At 64.0% G+C, this 16,371-nt stretch carries 15 protein-coding genes; 7 read left to right on the top strand and 8 right to left on the bottom strand.

The features are described 5' to 3' along the window. Positions 1 to 127: 127 nt before the first annotated feature. The 3 genes from RAD16_RS26485 to RAD16_RS26495 all read right to left on the bottom strand — a co-directional run bounded on the left by RAD16_RS26485 (position 128) and on the right by RAD16_RS26495 (position 3,846). A complete protein-coding gene (locus RAD16_RS26485) occupies positions 128 to 1,015 on the bottom strand; it encodes a CDP-alcohol phosphatidyltransferase family protein (RefSeq protein ID WP_458160776.1) in 888 nt (295 codons plus the stop codon). An 86-nt stretch (positions 1,016 to 1,101) separates the two neighbouring features. Beyond that, positions 1,102 to 1,806, bottom strand: coding sequence for a phosphatidylserine decarboxylase (locus tag RAD16_RS26490; protein WP_256806929.1), 705 nt, complete (start codon positions 1,804 to 1,806; stop codon positions 1,102 to 1,104). Positions 1,807 to 1,887: 81 nt separating this feature from the next. Continuing rightward, on the bottom strand, positions 1,888 to 3,846 hold the full coding sequence (locus RAD16_RS26495; RefSeq protein ID WP_458160777.1) for an ABCB family ABC transporter ATP-binding protein/permease: 1,959 nt from the start codon (positions 3,844 to 3,846) through the stop codon (positions 1,888 to 1,890). 201 nt (positions 3,847 to 4,047) lie between these two features. On the opposite strand from RAD16_RS26495, the gene RAD16_RS26500 reads away from it, so the two are divergent. Then, positions 4,048 to 4,653, top strand: coding sequence for an LOG family protein (locus RAD16_RS26500; RefSeq protein ID WP_458160778.1), 606 nt, complete (start codon positions 4,048 to 4,050; stop codon positions 4,651 to 4,653). 88 nt (positions 4,654 to 4,741) lie between these two features. On the opposite strand, the gene RAD16_RS26505 is transcribed toward RAD16_RS26500, so the two are convergent. The 4 genes from RAD16_RS26505 to cysS all read right to left on the bottom strand — a co-directional run bounded on the left by RAD16_RS26505 (position 4,742) and on the right by cysS (position 8,830). Continuing rightward, the gene (locus RAD16_RS26505) at positions 4,742 to 5,119 is read right to left on the bottom strand and encodes a VOC family protein (protein WP_458160779.1); all 378 of its coding nucleotides are present in this window, start codon (positions 5,117 to 5,119) and stop codon (positions 4,742 to 4,744) included. 126 nt (positions 5,120 to 5,245) lie between these two features. Continuing rightward, on the bottom strand, positions 5,246 to 6,844 hold the full coding sequence (gene cimA, locus RAD16_RS26510) for a citramalate synthase (RefSeq protein ID WP_458160780.1): 1,599 nt from the start codon (positions 6,842 to 6,844) through the stop codon (positions 5,246 to 5,248). Beyond that, the gene (locus RAD16_RS26515) at positions 6,841 to 7,332 is read right to left on the bottom strand and encodes a GNAT family N-acetyltransferase (protein ID WP_458160781.1); all 492 of its coding nucleotides are present in this window, start codon (positions 7,330 to 7,332) and stop codon (positions 6,841 to 6,843) included. The genes cimA and RAD16_RS26515 overlap by 4 nt, the downstream gene beginning before the upstream one ends. 115 nt (positions 7,333 to 7,447) lie before the next feature. After that, on the bottom strand, positions 7,448 to 8,830 hold the full coding sequence (cysS, locus tag RAD16_RS26520; protein WP_458160782.1) for a cysteine--tRNA ligase: 1,383 nt from the start codon (positions 8,828 to 8,830) through the stop codon (positions 7,448 to 7,450). A gap of 287 nt (positions 8,831 to 9,117) precedes the next feature. On the opposite strand from cysS, the gene RAD16_RS26525 reads away from it, so the two are divergent. Next, a complete protein-coding gene (locus tag RAD16_RS26525; RefSeq protein ID WP_458160783.1) occupies positions 9,118 to 9,423 on the top strand; it encodes a hypothetical protein in 306 nt (101 codons plus the stop codon). 130 nt (positions 9,424 to 9,553) lie between these two features. Beyond that, complete coding sequence (locus RAD16_RS26530) at positions 9,554 to 10,747, top strand: DUF2865 domain-containing protein (protein WP_458160942.1); 1,194 nt, start codon at positions 9,554 to 9,556, stop codon at positions 10,745 to 10,747. A 60-nt stretch (positions 10,748 to 10,807) separates the two neighbouring features. On the opposite strand, the gene RAD16_RS26535 is transcribed toward RAD16_RS26530, so the two are convergent. Continuing rightward, positions 10,808 to 11,713 (bottom strand): DUF2189 domain-containing protein, encoded by a 906-nt coding sequence (locus tag RAD16_RS26535; protein WP_458160784.1) that lies wholly within the window; start codon positions 11,711 to 11,713, stop codon positions 10,808 to 10,810. 528 nt (positions 11,714 to 12,241) lie between these two features. Here RAD16_RS26535 and RAD16_RS26540 point away from each other — a divergent pair. The 4 genes from RAD16_RS26540 (at position 12,242) to RAD16_RS26555 (ending at position 16,370) form a co-directional block, all read left to right on the top strand. Further along, on the top strand, positions 12,242 to 13,078 hold the full coding sequence (locus tag RAD16_RS26540; protein ID WP_458160785.1) for a cytochrome c oxidase subunit II: 837 nt from the start codon (positions 12,242 to 12,244) through the stop codon (positions 13,076 to 13,078). A 76-nt stretch (positions 13,079 to 13,154) separates the two neighbouring features. Then, positions 13,155 to 14,933: a cbb3-type cytochrome c oxidase subunit I gene (locus tag RAD16_RS26545; RefSeq protein WP_458160786.1), complete on the top strand. Its 1,779-nt coding sequence runs from the start codon at positions 13,155 to 13,157 to the stop codon at positions 14,931 to 14,933. Next, on the top strand, positions 14,930 to 15,634 hold the full coding sequence (locus RAD16_RS26550; protein ID WP_458160787.1) for a cytochrome c oxidase subunit 3: 705 nt from the start codon (positions 14,930 to 14,932) through the stop codon (positions 15,632 to 15,634). The genes RAD16_RS26545 and RAD16_RS26550 overlap by 4 nt, the downstream gene beginning before the upstream one ends. A gap of 13 nt (positions 15,635 to 15,647) precedes the next feature. Continuing rightward, a complete protein-coding gene (locus tag RAD16_RS26555) occupies positions 15,648 to 16,370 on the top strand; it encodes a heme-copper oxidase subunit III family protein (protein ID WP_458160788.1) in 723 nt (240 codons plus the stop codon). Position 16,371: the final 1 nt, after the last annotated feature.

The raw sequence follows: 16,371 nt of genomic DNA on the forward strand, positions 1-16,371 counted from the left end.
TCATGGCAGACATCCGAGAAAACGACCTAGAGCATGATCCGGAAAAGTGCGCAGCGGTTTTCCGCAAAGATCATGCTCAAACAACGACCTAAAGCGCGATGACGCACCAGCCAAATCTCATCGCGCTTTAGTGCAGCCGGCCGGGCCGGTCGTCCTCGTCGTGCGGCGGCTCTGACAGATTTGCCAAGGTCGGCGCCGAGGGCGGTGACGGGACTTCGCCTCCTCCCGCGGTCGCACTGGCCTCCATCGCACGCGCCTGGTCGCGATAGGATTTGTAGCCGAGCGGCAGGCAGAGCAGATACAGCACCGTGCCGATCGAGAGCACGTACCAGGGATAGCTGATCAGAAGCGCAACGAAGAAGATCACCCCGACGAACGCCGGCAACACCAGCTCCGGCGGCACCCGCATGCGCATGCTCTTGCCGGAGAACACCGGCAGGCGCGATACCATCAGGAAGGCAACCAGCAGCGTGTAACCGGCCGTCAGCGCCGCGGGCCAGCGCCCCAGATCCAGAAACGCCGCATAGATCGGCAGCATCACGGTGATCGCGCCGGCCGGCGCGGGCACGCCGGTGAAGAAATTGGCGGCGAACGCCGGCTTGTTCGGGTCATCAAGCGTGGCGTTGAAACGCGCGAGCCGCAGGCACATGGAGATCGCAAACACCATGGCCGCGATCCAGCCGGCATTGCCGAGTTCGTGCAACTGCCAGAAATACAACATCAAGCCGGGCGCCACGCCGAAATTGACGAAGTCGGCGAGGCTGTCGAGCTCGGCGCCGAATTTGGACTGGCCCTTGATCATGCGCGCGATGCGGCCGTCGATGCCGTCGAGCGCGGCTGCGAACACGATGGCGTAGACGGCGAGCGTCATCCGCCCCTCGATCGACAGCCGGATCGCAGTCAGGCCGGCGCAGATCGCCAGCAGCGTGATGACGTTGGGCACCAGCATCCGCACCGGGATCGGGCGGAACCGCCGGCGGCGCACGTCAGGGTCTTTGAAGTCGTAGGGCGTCATTGCTGGTCCTCACCTCAAGGCGAGATATAGCAAGCCATGTCCCCCTCCGCCATCGCGGCGGAAGGCCCTGTTTGGCCCGGCTTTGGTTAATTGGCGCGGTAGGCGCGGCTCGGGTCGTCGCCGGCGAGGTCGGCCAGAATGGTCTCGCCCGCGATCGCGGTTTGCCCCTCCGACACCAGCGCCTTGGTGCCGAGCGGCAAATAGACGTCGAGCCGGGAGCCGAAGCGGATCAGGCCGAAACGCTCGCCGGCGCCGATGGCCTGGCCCTCCTTGACGAAGCAGACGATGCGCTTGGCGACGAGGCCAGCGATCTGGATCACGCCGATCCGCGCCGTCGGCGTCGTGATCACCAGCGAGTTGCGCTCATTGTCCTCGCTCGCCTTGTCGAGCTCGGCATTGATGAAGAGACCGGGACGGTAGGCGATACGGTCCACCCTGCCCGCGATCGGGCTGCGGTTCACGTGGCAGTTGAACACGCTCATGAACACCGAGATGCGCGGCAGCGGACGGTCGCCGAGCCCGAGCTCGGCCGGCGGCAATGCCATGGTGATCATCGAGACGCGGCCGTCGGCCGGCGACACCACGAGCCCCTCACGCACCGGCGTCACACGGACGGGGTCGCGGAAGAACAGCGCGCACCAGACGGTCAGGATCGTGCCGATCCAGCCCAGCGGAGACCACAGCCAGAACAGGATCAGGCTTGCCAGCGCAAAGCCGCCGATGAAGGGATAGCCCTCCTTGTGGATCGGCGGGATCTGACGCTGGATCGAATCGAGAATGGACATCGCTATCTGCCGCTCAGGGTTGATGGCACGCGGGCATCTCCCGGTGCGGTGGGCCTGTTTAGGCCAGAGTTGGGACCGGAGACAAGGTCACTCCGCGGCCGCAGGCGCCGTCAGGGCGTCGTCGACCGCCGGCGGCTCCCGGTTGGGGGCCTCGCCGCTGTCGGCCATCTGGGCCAGTTTCTCGCGCGCCGCCTCCGCCTCGCGCTGCCTGTTCCACATGCTGGCATAGAGACCGCCCTGCGCCAGCAGCTTGGCGTGGGTGCCGCGCTCGGCGATGCGGCCCTGGTCGAGCACGATGATCTCGTCGGCGCCGACGATGGTCGAGAGCCGGTGCGCGATCACCAGCGAGGTGCGGTTCCTGGCCACACGGTCGAGCGCGCCCTGGATCTCGTGCTCGGTGTGGGTGTCGAGCGCCGAGGTCGCCTCGTCCAGCACCAGGATCGGCGGTGCCTTGAGCACGGTGCGCGCGATGGCGACGCGCTGCTTCTCGCCGCCCGACAGCTTCAGCCCGCGCTCGCCGACCTGGGTCTCGTAGCCCATCGGCGCCATCCGGATGAAATTGTCGATCTGCGCGAGGCTCGCGGCCTCCTCGACCTCCGCGTCGGTCGCGTCCCAGCGGCCGTAGCGGATGTTGTAGCGGATGGTGTCGTTGAACAGCACCGTGTCCTGCGGCACCATGCCGATCGAGGCGCGCAGGCTTGCCTGCGTGACCTCGCGGATGTCCTGGCCGTCGATCAGGATCTTGCCGCCGGAGACGTCATAGAGACGGAACAACAGGCGCGAGATCGTCGACTTGCCCGCACCGGACGGGCCGACGATAGCAACGGTCTTGCCGGCCGGCACCTCGAAGCTGATACCCTTCAGGATCGGGCGCGTCGGCTCATAGGCAAAGCGCACGTCCTCGAAGCGCACCGTGCCGGCGGAAACAGTGAGCGGCTGCGCGCCGGGGGCGTCCTTGATCTCGGCTTCGCGGCCGATCACGCCGAACATCTTCTCGATGTCGATGATCGCCTGCTTGATCTCGCGATAGACCATGCCCATGAAATTCAGCGGCTGGTAGAGCTGGATCATCATGGCGTTGACCAGCACGAAATCGCCGACCGTGTTGGTGCCGTTGCGCACGCCGATCGCGCACATCAGCATGGTCGCGGTCAACCCCAGCGTGAAGATTACGGCCTGGCCGGTATTGAGCACGGCGAGCGAAGTGTAGGTGTGGACGCTCGCCTCCTCGTAGCGCGCGACCGACTTGTCGTAGCGCTGCGCCTCGCGGGTCTCGGCGCTGAAATACTTTACGGTCTCGTAGTTGAGCAGCGAGTCGATCGCCTTGGTGTTCGCCTCGGTATCGGAATCGTTCATCTTGCGGCGGATGCCGATCCGCCACTCGGTCGCGATGTAGGTATAGTACATGTAGACCGCGACGGTGATCAGGGTCGCGACCACGTAGCGCCAGTCGAACTGCCAGAGCAATACGGCCATCAGCAGCGAGACCTCGACGATGGTCGGGATCAGCTGCAGGATCACCATGCGCACGATGACCTCGATGCCCTCGCGGCCGCGCTCGAGAACGCGCGTCAGGCCGCCGGTCTTGCGCTCGAGGTGGAAGCGCAGCGACAGCTCGTGCATGTGGACGAAGGTGATGGTGGCGAGCTTGCGCACCGCATGCATGGCGACGCGCGCGAAAATGCCGTCGCGCCATTGCGTCAGCACCGCCATCAGGATGCGCATCACGCCGTAGCTCGCGGTGAGCAGCAGCGGCGAGGCGATCACCCAGAGATGCCAATTGTCGGCCGCGACCGGCGCGGTGTTGGCGCCGGTCAGCGCGTCCGTTGCCCATTTGAAGCTGAACGGCACCGTCAGCGTGATCAGCTTGGCGGCGAGCAGCAGCACCATCGACCAGACCACCCGCATCTTCAGGTCGAAGCGGTCGCCCGGCCAGATATAGGGCCACAAATGCGCCAGCGTGCCCATCAGCGTAGCCCGCTCCGACTGCCCCCCGACGGGAGGATTGGGAACGTCGGCGCCGTCGAACGATTGAGGTTGGTCCATCAAGAAGCCTGAAGGCCCGCCGGATGCGGGCGGCGTTACGATTTGCGATTTTCGCCTGTCATATAAAGCCTTCCCGATGCCAGCGCACCCCGCCAGATGGCGAATCTTTGATTGTTTGTCGCCATTTACCGGTAGATTTCCGGGTGATCCGAATCACCGATTGGGCTTGACGCCTCTTCGCTGCAATGCATCATGACACCAATGAGCACCATGAAAACCGTCTGTGTCTATTGCGGCTCCGGCCCCGGAACCAATCCCCGCTTCACCGAAGGCGCCAAGGCGTTCGGCAAGGCGCTCGCCGAGAACAACATTCGCCTGGTCTATGGCGGCGGCTCGCTCGGCCTGATGGGCTCGGTCGCGACCTCCGTGCTCGACCACGGCGGCACAGTCACCGGCATCATTCCCGAATTCCTCCGCAAGCGCGAGAATGCGCTGACCCGCGTGCAGGAAATGATCGTCACGCCCGACATGCACGAGCGCAAGCGGCTGATGTTCGAGCGCTCCGACGCCTTCGTGGCGCTGCCGGGCGGCGTCGGCACGCTGGAAGAGCTGGTCGAGCAGCTGACATGGAAGCAGCTCGGCCGTCACGCCAAGCCGGTGCTGCTCGCCAACATCGACAATTTCTGGGAGCCGCTGTTCTCGCTGCTGTCGCACATGCGCCAGACCGAGTTCATCCGCGCCGGCCTGTCGGTCGACATCCTCAAGGCCGATCGTATCGAGGAGATCCTGCCGAAGCTGAAGGCGGCCGTGGCCCAGATCGCCGAAGCGGAAAAGCAGCTCGCCCCGGAAGTGGCGCGCAAGCTGTAAAATTTTTTTGTTTGCGCATGATCTCCGCGCAAACGCGTTCCGCGTTTGTCGCGAGGGAAAACCGCTGCACACTTTTCCGGATCATGCGCTACTCCTGCGGGAACGTCACCGCCTCGATCCGGTTACCATCAGGGTCGGTAACGAAGGCCGCGTAGTAGCGCACGCGGTCATGCGGACGGATGCCGGGCGCACCGTCGCAGGCGCCACCGGTCGCAAGTGCTGCCGCATGAAACGCATCGACCTCGCCGGTCGTCTTCGCCCGCAGGCAGATGTGCACACCGCTCTCAGGCGCGACGCGTGGCATTGCCTCGCGCAGATTGATCCAGAATTCCGGATAGGCCTTGCCGAAACCGACCGTGCGCGGCCGCGTGACGAGACGCGTGAGGCCAAGGGCGGCGAGCGTGGCTTCGTAGAATGTTGCGGAGCGATCGAGATCGCTGACGCCGACGGAGATGTGGTCGATCATGTTTGCCCCCTCCTCCTCGTCATTGCGAGCGAAGCGAAGCAATCCAGAATGCCTCCGCGGAGACAGTCTGGATTGCTTCGTCGCTTCGCTCCTCGCAATGACGGCGTTTGTCACACCGCCGTCGCCCTACGCCGGCGCGCCCGATTTCACGAGCTTGTAGATCACCGAATCCATCAGCGCCTGGAACGAGGCATCGATGATGTTCGGGGACACGCCGACCGTGGTCCAGCGATCGCCGTTCTCGTCCTCGCTCTCGATCAGCACGCGCGTGACCGCACCGGTGCCGCCATTGAGGATACGCACGCGGTAATCGATTAGCGTCAGCCCTTCGATGTACTTCTGGTACTTGCCGAGATCCTTGCGCAGCGCCACGTCGAGCGCGTTGACGGGGCCGTTGCCTTCGGCAGCGGAAATCAAATGCTCGCCGGCAACGTCGACCTTGACCACGGCCAGAGCGACAGTGACGCGCTCGCCATGCGAATTGTAGCGCTGCTCGACATTGACGTCGAACTGCTCGACCTCGAAATAATGCGGCACCTTGCCGAGCGTGCGGCGCGCCAGGAGCTCGAACGAGGCGTTGGCGGATTCATAGGCGTAGCCGGCCGCCTCGCGCTCCTTCAATTCCTCGACGAGACGCGTCAGCTTCGGATCGCTCTTCTCGTAAGCGATCCCGGCGCGGTCGAGCTCGGCGATCACGTTGGAGCGGCCGGCCTGGTCCGACACCAGCACCTTGCGGTGATTGCCGACCAGTTCGGGCAAGACGTGCTCGTAGGTCTGCGGATCCTTCATCACGGCGGAGGCATGGATGCCGGTCTTGGTGACGAAGGCGCTTTCGCCGACATAGGCCGCATGCCGGTTCGGCACACGGTTGAGCATGTCGTCGAGCGTGCGCGAGACCTTGACGAGCGTCGCCAGCTTCTCGGCGGTGACGCCGATCTCGAAGGCGTCCGAAAACTCCTTCTTCAGCTTCAAGGTCGGAATCAGCGAACAGAGATTGGCGTTGCCGCAGCGCTCGCCGAGACCGTTCAGCGTGCCCTGGATCTGCCGCGCACCGGCGCGCACCGCGGCCAGCGAATTGGCCACCGCCTGCTCGGTGTCGTTATGGGCGTGGATGCCGACGTGATCGCCGGGGATGTGCTTGGTCACCTCGGTGACGATGGCCTCGACCTCGTTCGGCATGGTGCCGCCATTGGTGTCGCACAGCACCACCCAGCGCGCGCCGGCCTCATAGGCGGCCTTGGCGCAGGCAAGCGCGAAGCTCGCATCTTCCTTGTAGCCGTCAAAGAAATGCTCGCAGTCGAGCATGACCTCGCGGCCGGCAGCTTTCGCCGCCGCGACGCTGTCGCGGATCGAGGCGAGATTCTCTTCCTTCGTCGTCTCCAGCGCGACGCGCACCTGATAGGCGGAGGACTTTGCGACGAAACAGATCGCGTCCGCCTTGGCTTCCAAAAGCCCGGCGACACCGGGATCGTTGGAGACCGAGCGCCCTGCCCGGCGCGTCATGCCGAAGGCGGTGAAGCGCGCATGATTGAGCTTCGGCTTGGAGCCGAAGAACTCGGTGTCGAGCGGATTGGCGCCGGGATAGCCGCCCTCGACATAGTCGATGCCGAGATCGTCGAGCATCGCGGCGATGACCTGCTTGTCGGTCAGCGTGAAATCGACGCCATTGGTCTGCGCGCCGTCGCGCAGTGTGGTGTCGAACAGATAGAGGCGCTCTTTGCTCATTGCGCTGCTCCGAGCGTCTTCTTCATCGTGGTGTTGGCGAGCCATTCATCGTTGATGGCGACGCTGTTGCGCTGCTGGGCACTGTAGCCGCGCTTGGCGAAAAAGCCCTGCGCGGTGTCGCTGGCATCGACCGTGAGCGCCGTAGCGCCGCGGCCGCCGGCGAGCTTCTCCAGCGCGTCCACCAGCATGGTCGCGATGCCCTGCCCGGCCACGGCCGGATGCACATAGAGCATGCGGATGTGATCGGCGCCGCGCAGCGAGGCGAAACCGACGGGCGAGCCTTCGAGCGTCGCGATCAGCGTCAGGTCGGAGGCGAGCCGCTTGCCGAACTCTTCGTCCTCGGCCGCCTCCATCCAGGCCTGCTGCTGCGCCTCGCTATAATCGTCGCCGGTCAGTTCCTCGATGCTGGCGGTGAAGATCGCAGCGAGCACCGGCACGTCATCCGGCAGGAACGGCCGCAAGCCGGGCTTCGGCAAAGTCTGTCCCATTGTCTTCACCACATCCCATAGAGTTTCAGCACGATCGCCACGGCGGCACCGAGCAGCAGGATCTTCAGCGCGATGTAATAGAGCCAGTGCCGCGGGAACGGCGTGTCGGGCCGCGTCATCGCGTCACCTCCCACGTCGTCCCGTCCTTGGAATCCTTGATCGCAACGCCCATCGCGGCGAGCAGGTCGCGGATGCGGTCGGACTCCTTAAAATCCTTCCGGCCGCGCGCTGCGGTTCGCTCCGCGATCAGGCGTTCGACCTCCGCGGCAACGACGCCGCTCGCCTGCTGCTTGCGGCCTTCCCACTGCGCCGCGCTCTCGGACAGGAATCCGAGCAGCCGCAGCGACCCCGCCAAAGCGGGCACGTCGCTGCCGCGCAGGCTGTGCAGCGCCGCTATCGCGAGCGAGGTGTTGAGGTCGTCGAGCAGCGGCTCGACCACGGACGCGGCCGGCCTACCGGGTTCGACATCGGCGGCGACGCGATACCAGTCGTCGAGCGTCCTGGCGCTTTCCTCCAGCGACTTCATGGTCCAGTCGATCGGCGAGCGGTAGTGCGTCTTCAGCATGTTCAGGCGCAGCACCTCGCCCGGCCAGTCCTGAAGCAGCTCGTGGATCGTGATAAAGTTGCCGAGCGACTTCGACATCTTCTCGCTCTCGACCTGCAGAAAGCCGTTGTGCATCCAGTAGTTCGCCATGCGCTCCTGGTGGAAGGCGCAGCAGGTCTGCGCGACCTCGTTCTCGTGATGCGGAAACACGAGATCGATACCGCCGCCATGGATGTCAAAATGCTCGCCGAGATGCTTCCAGGCCATGGCCGAGCACTCGATGTGCCAGCCCGGACGCCCCTCGGCCTTGATGCCGGCCGGCGACGGCCATGACGGCTCGCCCGGCTTCGACGGCTTCCACAGCACGAAGTCGGTGTTGCCTTTCTTGTAGGGCGCGACATCGACGCGGGCGCCGGCGACCATCTCGTCCAGCGAGCGGTTGGACAGCGCGCCATAGCGCGGCAGTCCGTCATTGGCCGCGTTCATCGCCTGCGGCGAGAACAGCACATGGTCCTCGGCGGCATAGGCAAAGCCGCCTTTGATCAGCCGCTCGATGATCTCGCGCATCTCGACGATGTGCTCGGTCGCGCGCGGCTCGACGCTCGGCCGCAGTGCGCCAAGCGCGTCGACGTCGGCGTGAAACTGCTTGCCGGTCTGCTCGGTGACCTTGCGGATCGCCTCGTTCAGCGGCAGGCCGGGAAAGTCGCGCGCGGCGCGGTCGTTGATCTTGTCGTCGACGTCGGTGATGTTGCGGACATATTTGACGTGGGCCTCGCCGTAGAGATGGCGCAGCAGCCGAAACAGCACGTCGAACACGATCACCGGCCGCGCATTGCCGATATGGGCGAAGTCATAGACAGTCGGTCCGCAGACATACATGCGGACGTTCTTGGCATCGAGCGGCACGAAGGTGCGCTTGTCCCGGCTCAGCGTATCGTAGAGGCGTAATTCCATATGGACACCCGTCGGCTGTTGGCCGGGCGTCCAGTGCTCTCAATGTGTTTGAGAAAAGACGGCTCCAGCCAGCGAATCGCTAGCTCGTAATCTCGCAAATGATGCAAATGGCGAGGAGACCGTTCATGCGGGAACATATGGGCCACGCGGGGCCCTGCCGTCAAGGGAGCCGCGAAAATGCCGTCTTATGCCCGCAATGCGCAGCCCGCCCGCCACGATGGTTCCATTATCCTTAACCTTTTGAGTTTACTTGAAACCCGGCGGTCCTCTGAAGCCCCGGTGCACCCATGCGATCCCTGTTCGCGCTCGTCCTTTGCGGCTCCTTCGTCGCGGCATCCGGCGCCTTTGCCGAGACCCGCGTCTTCATCATCGCCAACCAGGCGGACGGCTACGGCGTCGACAAGTGCCTGGCCAAGGGCGACAAATGCGGTGCGCAGGTCGCGCGGACCTACTGCCAGTCACGGGATTTTGCCCAAGCATCAAGCTATCGCCGGGTCGATCCCGACGAAATTACCGGCTCTGTCCCCAAAACCGGCGCAAACTGCTCCCATGGCCATTGCGACGAATATGTCGCAATCACCTGCCAGCGCTGAATTCCCTCGGAGCTGGCGGACCTTAGGACCGGTCTTCGGCCCCTGAAACGACGTGACGATGCCGCAGGAAGCGGCTATGGGAGGGCGCGCTTCGGCCCCCCAGATCACGCTGGGCCGCGACCTCGCTAGAATGGCGGATATGCCTGAATTTTTGTCTCTCTCCCGTGCCCGCTCCTTCCTTGCCTGCACCGTCCTCCTCGGCACGGTCGTGCTCGCCAATGGCGCTTTCGCGCAGGCCGGTCCGCCTGGCCCGCCGCCTCAGCCCGGCCAGAACGGGCTTGGTCCCAATCCGATGTGCGTGCGACTGGAGGGCCAGCTCGCCGCGCTCGATCGTGGCGGCGGCGGTGGCGACCCCGCACGCGACGACCAGATCCGCCGCTACCAGGATTCCCAGGCCAAGCAGCAGGCCGAGCTCGATCGCGTCACCATGCAGGCCAAGCGCATGGGCTGCGATTCCTCCGGCTTCTTCTCGCTGTTCAACGGCCAGCAGGCGCAATGCGGCCCGGTCAACACCCAGATCCAGCAGATGCGCGCCAATCTCGACCAGATCACCGGCAATCTCGAACGCCTGCGCGGCGGCGGCTTCAGCCCGGAGCGCGACAATCAGCGCCGCTCGGTGCTGATGGCGCTGGCGCAGAACAGTTGCGGCCCGCAATATGCCAACGCCGCGCAGTCACAAGGCGGCGGCAATTTCCTGAGCAACCTGTTCGGCGGCAACAACCCGAACAACCCGAATAGCCCGCAAGGCGTGCCGCCCTCCGATCTCGGCCCGCAATCCGGCACCTATCGCACCGTCTGCGTGCGCACCTGCGACGGCGCCTATTTCCCGATCTCGTTCGCCACCGTGCCGGCGCGCTTCCCCGACGACGAGAAGACCTGCAAGGCGTTGTGCCCGGCCGCGGAAGCCGTGCTCTACACCCATCGCAATCCCGGCGAGGACATGAACTCGGCGGTGTCGGTCGGTGGACAGCCCTACACGGCGCTTCCGACCGCCTTCAAATTCCGCAGCGAGTTCAACCCGTCCTGCTCGTGCAAGGCCGCGGGCCAGACCTGGGCCGATGCGCTGAAATCGGCCGACGACAAGGCCGCGGCCGAGCAGCAGGGTGACATCATCGTCACCGAGGAGAGCGCCAGGAAGATGCAGCAGCAGCGCCTGAGCAAGGGCACGCCTGCCGCGACGACCAAGAAGGGTGCAGCCCCCGCGCCGACGACGGCAACCGCACCAGCTACGACGCCGCCTGCGGATCCTGCCCCCACGACCTCGTCGGAGAACAAGCCGATCCGCTCGGTCGGCCCGACCTTCCTGCCGCAGCAGCAGAAGTAGGCCACCACTCTCCGTCGTGTCCCGCGAACGCGGCCGCCAAGCGCGGCCGCTTCGCCCGCACTACTCGCCCTCGCGGCTCCAAGGGAAGAGATTGGCCGGAAAGTCCGCCGCGTAGCGCTTTCCCTTCGGTGGCGGCGGTGGCTCGTCCGGTGGATTCGGATTCGGCTCCACCACCCGCCGATAGAGGTGCCAGGTGGCATGACCGAGCACCGGCAGAACGACAGCGAGACCGACGAAGAGCGGTAGTGAGCCGATCACGAGCAGCGCCGCCACGATGAGGCCCCAGGCGGCCATCGCAACCGGATTTTCCGCCACCGCCCGGAGCGACGTGCGGATCGCATCGATCGCAGTCGCATGCCGGTCGAGCATCAAGGGAAACGACACGACGCTGACGCACAAGGCCGAAACCGCAAACAGGAAGCCGACACCACAACCGACGATGATGAGCGACCAGCCTTCCGGTGTCGTCAGCACACGCGTTGCGAAGTCGGGAATGCTTGCAGCCGCCGCGTGACCGAAGATTGTGACGTAGATTGCGTTCGCGACACCGATCCAGGCCCCGAACAGGACGAGCAGGAGCACGCCGAGCTCGAGCATGGCGCCGAACGACGGTGCGCGCAGCACCTTGATCGCGTCCCATGCCCCGACCTCCTCGCCGCGTTCGCGGCGACGGCTGAGCTCGTAGAGACCGATCGCGGCAAAGGGTCCTATCAGGGCAAAGCCGGCGGCCAGCGGAAACAAAAGCGGCAGGACCGAATAACCAAGGACCATCCTGAACAGGACGAGACCGAGAACAGGATAGATCACGCAGACGACGATGGCGTGACTTGGCATCGCCTGGAAATCCTCCCAGCCAAGGCGCAGCGCCTCGGTCAGGTCGGACAGACTGATCTTGCGAATGGGATAAGAGGCCGCTTCGCCGAATACGTGCCGCCTCAACATGCCCTGGGAGTACAGAGTGGCCATGAACGCACCCTCCCGTGCTGTAAGCCGCGGCGGTGATACCGCGCGCTTTCCAGCCACGCGTATCCGCCTCACGAGCGAGAAACGCGATGGGCCGAGTACGGCAACCCAGGTTCAGCGAAACGAGCCTGGCCCGACGGAACCCGTCGCGACCTGCCTCGCAAGCTTAGCGCGCACGAGGCATGGTTGCACTCACGGTTGGGTGAATTGTGCGTCTGCGTGGATTTGTGCGCTGCGCAAGCGAACGACCTCTGGCGACTGACGCCTTGCGCGGCAATGCCGTTCGTCCACGTCAAATGAACGCCGGCATGCGCTATTGACGCCGGCTCCGGCGGAGATCATTTTAAACGTGTAGACGCCCCCAGCTCCGGTGAGATTGGCGGTCGCGACAGTTCTCTTGATTTCGCGACCGTTGGAATGGGCGAGGCAAGAGGCGCAGCGATGGCGTGCATGCCAACGCAGCCATCGCGACAGACGTGAGCTCCGCCCAGGATTCGTATCCGCAGCCTTTGATGGCGAGGATGGATCAGGATGGTTGTCGCACTGATACTGCTTCTGGTCGCGATCGGCTCGGTGCTGTTTCACATCTACAGCCCGTGGTGGTGGACGCCGATCGCCACCGACTGGGCGTATATCGACCACACCATCAACATCACCTTCTGGATCACGGGCTTCGTTTTCGTCGCTGTTATCGCCTTCATGGCCTATTGCGTCTTCCGCTTTCACCACAAGGAGGGACGACGGGCCGACTACAATCCGGAAAACAAAAGGCTCGAATGGTGGCTGAGCGTCGGGACCGGAATCGGCGTCGCGGCGATGCTGGCGCCTGGCCTCGTGGTCTGGCACCAGTTCGTGACGGTGCCTGCCGATGCCTCCGAGGTCGAGGTCATGGGCCAACAATGGCAATGGAGCTTCCGCCTTCCGGGCAAGGATGGGCGGCTCGGCACATCCGATGTCCGCAACATCGGCGCCGACAATCCGATGGGACTCAATCGCGACGATCCACATGCACAGGACGACGTCGTGATCGAGAACGGCGACCTGCACCTTCAACTGGGAAAGCCGGTCAAGGTTCTCCTCCGTTCTGTTGACGTCCTGCACGATTTCTACGTGCCCGAATTCCGCGCCAAGATGGACATGGTCCCGGGCGCGGTGACCTATTTCTGGATCAAGCCGATCCGAACCGGAACGTTCGACGTTCTCTGCGCGGAGCTGTGCGGCGCTGCGCACTATCAAATGCGCGCCAAGGTGATCGTCGACGAAGAGCGTGAATATCACGCCTGGCTGGATCAACAGAAAACGTTTGCAGAATTGTCGCCTGGAAAAGCCGTCGTGAAGGCGACGTACCAATCCGGCGGCGGCAAGTAGAGCCGCCGCGAAGTGAGAATCGGGTGCGTGAGGCGAGCTCGTCGCCCCCGAAGGAAACGACCGAGGAGGTATTTCTATGGTCGATATTCCATATGAAGGGATCGCACACATCCCGCCTGCCGAAGTGCCTGATGTCGAGCTCTATCATCCGAGGAGCTGGTGGACACGGTATGTGTTCTCGCAAGACGCCAAGGTGATCGCCATTCAGTACTCGCTGACAGCCTCGGCCATCGGGCTGGTGGCCCTGGTGTTGTCGTGGCTGATGCGGCTGCAACTGGGATTCCCCGGCACCTTCTCTTTCATCGATGCCAACCAGTACCTCCAGTTCATCACCATGCACGGCATGATCATGGTGATCTACCTGCTCACCGCGTTGTTCCTGGGCGGCTTCGGCAACTACCTGATCCCGCTGATGGTCGGCGCCCGGGACATGGTCTTCCCGTATGTGAACATGCTGAGCTACTGGGTCTACCTGCTCGCAGTCCTGGTGCTGGCCTCGACATTCTTCGTGCCCGGTGGTCCGACCGGCGCGGGCTGGACGCTGTACCCGCCACAATCGATCCTCTCCGGAACGCCCGGGCAGGATTGGGGCATCATTCTCATGATGTCATCCCTGATCCTGTTCATCATCGGCTTCACCATGGGCGGGCTGAACTATGTGGTCACGGTGCTCCAGGCGCGCACCCGCGGCATGACGTTGATGCGCCTGCCGCTGACGGTGTGGGGTATTTTCACGGCAACCGTCATGGCGCTGCTGGCATTTCCTGCACTCTTCGTCGCCTCGGTCATGCTGCTGCTCGACCGTCTCTTGGGAACCAGCTTCTTCATGCCCTCCCTTGTCGAGATGGGCACGCTTTCGAAATATGGTGGCGGCAGCCCGCTGCTCTTCCAGCACCTGTTCTGGTTCTTCGGCCACCCCGAGGTCTACATCGTCGCCCTGCCCGCTTTCGGCATCGTCTCCGATCTGATCAGCACGCATGCGCGCAAGAACATCTTTGGCTACCGCATGATGGTCTGGGCGATCGTGGCCATCGGCGCGCTCAGCTTCATCGTATGGGCGCACCACATGTATGTGAGCGGGATGTTCCCGCAATTCGGGTACTTCTTCGCCACCACGACGCTCATCATCGCCATCCCCACCGCGATCAAGGTCTACAACTGGGTGCTGACGCTTTGGCGCGGAGACATTCATCTCAGGGTGCCGATGCTGTTTGCCCTCGGCTTCATCATCACCTTCGTGAACGGCGGCCTCACCGGCCTCTTCCTCGGCAATGTCGTCGTGGATGTCCCCCTCTCGGATACCATGTTCGTGGTCGCACATTTCCACATGGTGATGGGCGTGGCGCCGATCATGGTGGTGCTGGGTGCCATCTATCACTGGTACCCCAAGGTCACGGGGCGAATGCTCAACGACGCACTCGGGAAGTTTCACTTCTGGGTCACGTTCCTCGGCGCCTATCTGATCTTCTTCCCCATGCACTATCTCGGGCTGCTCGGGGTTCCACGTCGATACTTCGAGCTCGGCGACGCCGCGTTCATCCCGTCCTCGGCCCATTCACTGAACGCCTTCATCTCCGTGGTGGCCTTGACCGTCGGCTTCAGCCAAATGGTGTTCCTGTTCAATCTTGCCTGGAGCCTGTTCAAAGGCGAGGCCTCAGGCGGCAATCCGTGGCGGGCGACGACGCTGGAATGGCAGACGCCGGAAACGCCGCCCGGGCACGGCAACTGGGGCAAGGAGCTCCCGGTCGTCTACCGCTGGGCCTATGACTACAGCGTCCCCGGCGCCGACGAGGACTTCATTCCGCAAAACCAGCCGCCGCGCGCGACGCACCTCGTTCAGGGAGCTGCTTCGTGAGCGCCATCATCCTGTTCCTGACTGTGATCGCGATCATCGCCGGATGGTGGCTGTCGCAGCAGAGGCTGACGGCCAAACCCTGGCTGGAGGAAGGCCAGCTCGGTGACTTCCCCGGCGGCGATGCCATGACATGGCCGGCAGCGAAGATCGGCCTCGGCGTGTTTCTCGCCGTCGCGAGCGCATTGTTCGTGCTGTTCATGAGTGCCTACTCCATGCGCATGGCCGTGGCGGACTGGCGGACACTGCCCGTGCCGAGGCTGCTGTGGTTCAACACCGGCGTTCTGGTCCTGAGCAGCGTCGCACTGCAATGGTCGTATGTGGCCGCACGTCGAGACGACGGTGAAGGCGTCATGATCGGCCTGCTCACTGGTGGAGCAGCTGCGGTGATCTTCCTCGCCGGACAGCTTTTGGCTTGGCAGCAGCTCAGCGCGGCCGGGTATTTCGTGGCGTCCAATCCTGCCAATTCCTTCTTCTACCTGTTGACCGCGGTGCACGGGCTGCATCTGACGGGTGGCCTGGTGGCCCTCGGGCGAACCTCGGCCAAGGTGTGGCGCAGCTCCGAGATCGCCGACACCCGCCTGAGCGTGGAGCTGTGCGCCATCTACTGGCACTTCCTGCTGCTGGTGTGGCTTGTCCTGCTTGGCCTGCTCACCGGATGGACCGACGATTTCGTCAACATCTGTCGCCAATTGCTGAGCTAGGAGGCGAGACCAGATGGCAGAGACCGCACTGACACATCCAGCAGAAGCTCCCGAGCGGCTTCCGGGCTGGCGCGGCATCGCCGCCGACTGGGCCTCCGATCAGCGCGCGTTCAAGAACGTGTCCTGGGGCAAGGCCATGATGTGGATCTTCCTCCTCAGCGACACCTTCATCTTCAGTTGCTTCCTGCTCTCCTACATGACGGCACGGATGTCGACGACCGTGCCCTGGCCCAACCCCAGCGAAGTCTTCGCTCTCAACTTCGCCGGCAAGCACATCCCGCTCATCCTGATCGCCATCATGACGTTCATCCTGATCAGCAGCAGCGGGACGATGGCGATGGCCGTCAATTTCGGTTACCGCCGCGATCGCGTCAAAACCGCAGCCTTGATGCTGGTCACGGCGGCGTTCGGCGCAACCTTCGTCGGCATGCAGGCCTTCGAATGGACCAAGCTGATCAGGGAGGGCGTCCGGCCCTGGGGCAACCCGTGGGGCGCGGAGCAGTTCGGCTCGAGCTTCTTCATGATCACCGGCTTCCACGGCACCCATGTGACGATCGGCGTGATCTTCCTGATCGCGATCGCACGCAAGGTCGCGCGCGGAGACTTCGACGTCGGCAGGCGCGGCTTCTTCACGAGCCGCAAGGGGTATTACGAGATCGTCGAAATCATGGGCCTGTACTGGCACTTCGTCGATCTGGTGTGGGTGTTCATCTTCGCGCTTTTCTATCTTTGGTGAG

The organism is Bradyrhizobium sp. 18BD, from assembly GCF_054185225.1.

What these genes read in the sequence shown, in the direction of transcription:
- RAD16_RS26505 (WP_458160779.1), bottom strand. Translation starts at nt 5,119, where the DNA reads ATGATCGACCACATCTCCGTCGGCGTCAGCGATCTCGATCGCTCCGCA.
- RAD16_RS26515 (WP_458160781.1), bottom strand. Translation starts at nt 7,332, where the DNA reads ATGGGACAGACTTTGCCGAAGCCCGGCTTGCGGCCGTTCCTGCCGGAT.
- RAD16_RS26485 (WP_458160776.1), bottom strand. Translation starts at nt 1,015, where the DNA reads ATGACGCCCTACGACTTCAAAGACCCTGACGTGCGCCGCCGGCGGTTC.
- RAD16_RS26495 (WP_458160777.1), bottom strand. Translation starts at nt 3,846, where the DNA reads ATGGACCAACCTCAATCGTTCGACGGCGCCGACGTTCCCAATCCTCCC.
- cysS (WP_458160782.1), bottom strand. Translation starts at nt 8,830, where the DNA reads ATGGAATTACGCCTCTACGATACGCTGAGCCGGGACAAGCGCACCTTC.
- RAD16_RS26545 (WP_458160786.1), top strand. Translation starts at nt 13,155, where the DNA reads ATGGTCGATATTCCATATGAAGGGATCGCACACATCCCGCCTGCCGAA.
- RAD16_RS26540 (WP_458160785.1), top strand. Translation starts at nt 12,242, where the DNA reads ATGGTTGTCGCACTGATACTGCTTCTGGTCGCGATCGGCTCGGTGCTG.
- RAD16_RS26525 (WP_458160783.1), top strand. Translation starts at nt 9,118, where the DNA reads ATGCGATCCCTGTTCGCGCTCGTCCTTTGCGGCTCCTTCGTCGCGGCA.
- cimA (WP_458160780.1), bottom strand. Translation starts at nt 6,844, where the DNA reads ATGAGCAAAGAGCGCCTCTATCTGTTCGACACCACACTGCGCGACGGC.
- RAD16_RS26500 (WP_458160778.1), top strand. Translation starts at nt 4,048, where the DNA reads ATGAGCACCATGAAAACCGTCTGTGTCTATTGCGGCTCCGGCCCCGGA.
- RAD16_RS26530 (WP_458160942.1), top strand. Translation starts at nt 9,554, where the DNA reads ATGGCGGATATGCCTGAATTTTTGTCTCTCTCCCGTGCCCGCTCCTTC.
- RAD16_RS26535 (WP_458160784.1), bottom strand. Translation starts at nt 11,713, where the DNA reads ATGGCCACTCTGTACTCCCAGGGCATGTTGAGGCGGCACGTATTCGGC.
- RAD16_RS26555 (WP_458160788.1), top strand. Translation starts at nt 15,648, where the DNA reads ATGGCAGAGACCGCACTGACACATCCAGCAGAAGCTCCCGAGCGGCTT.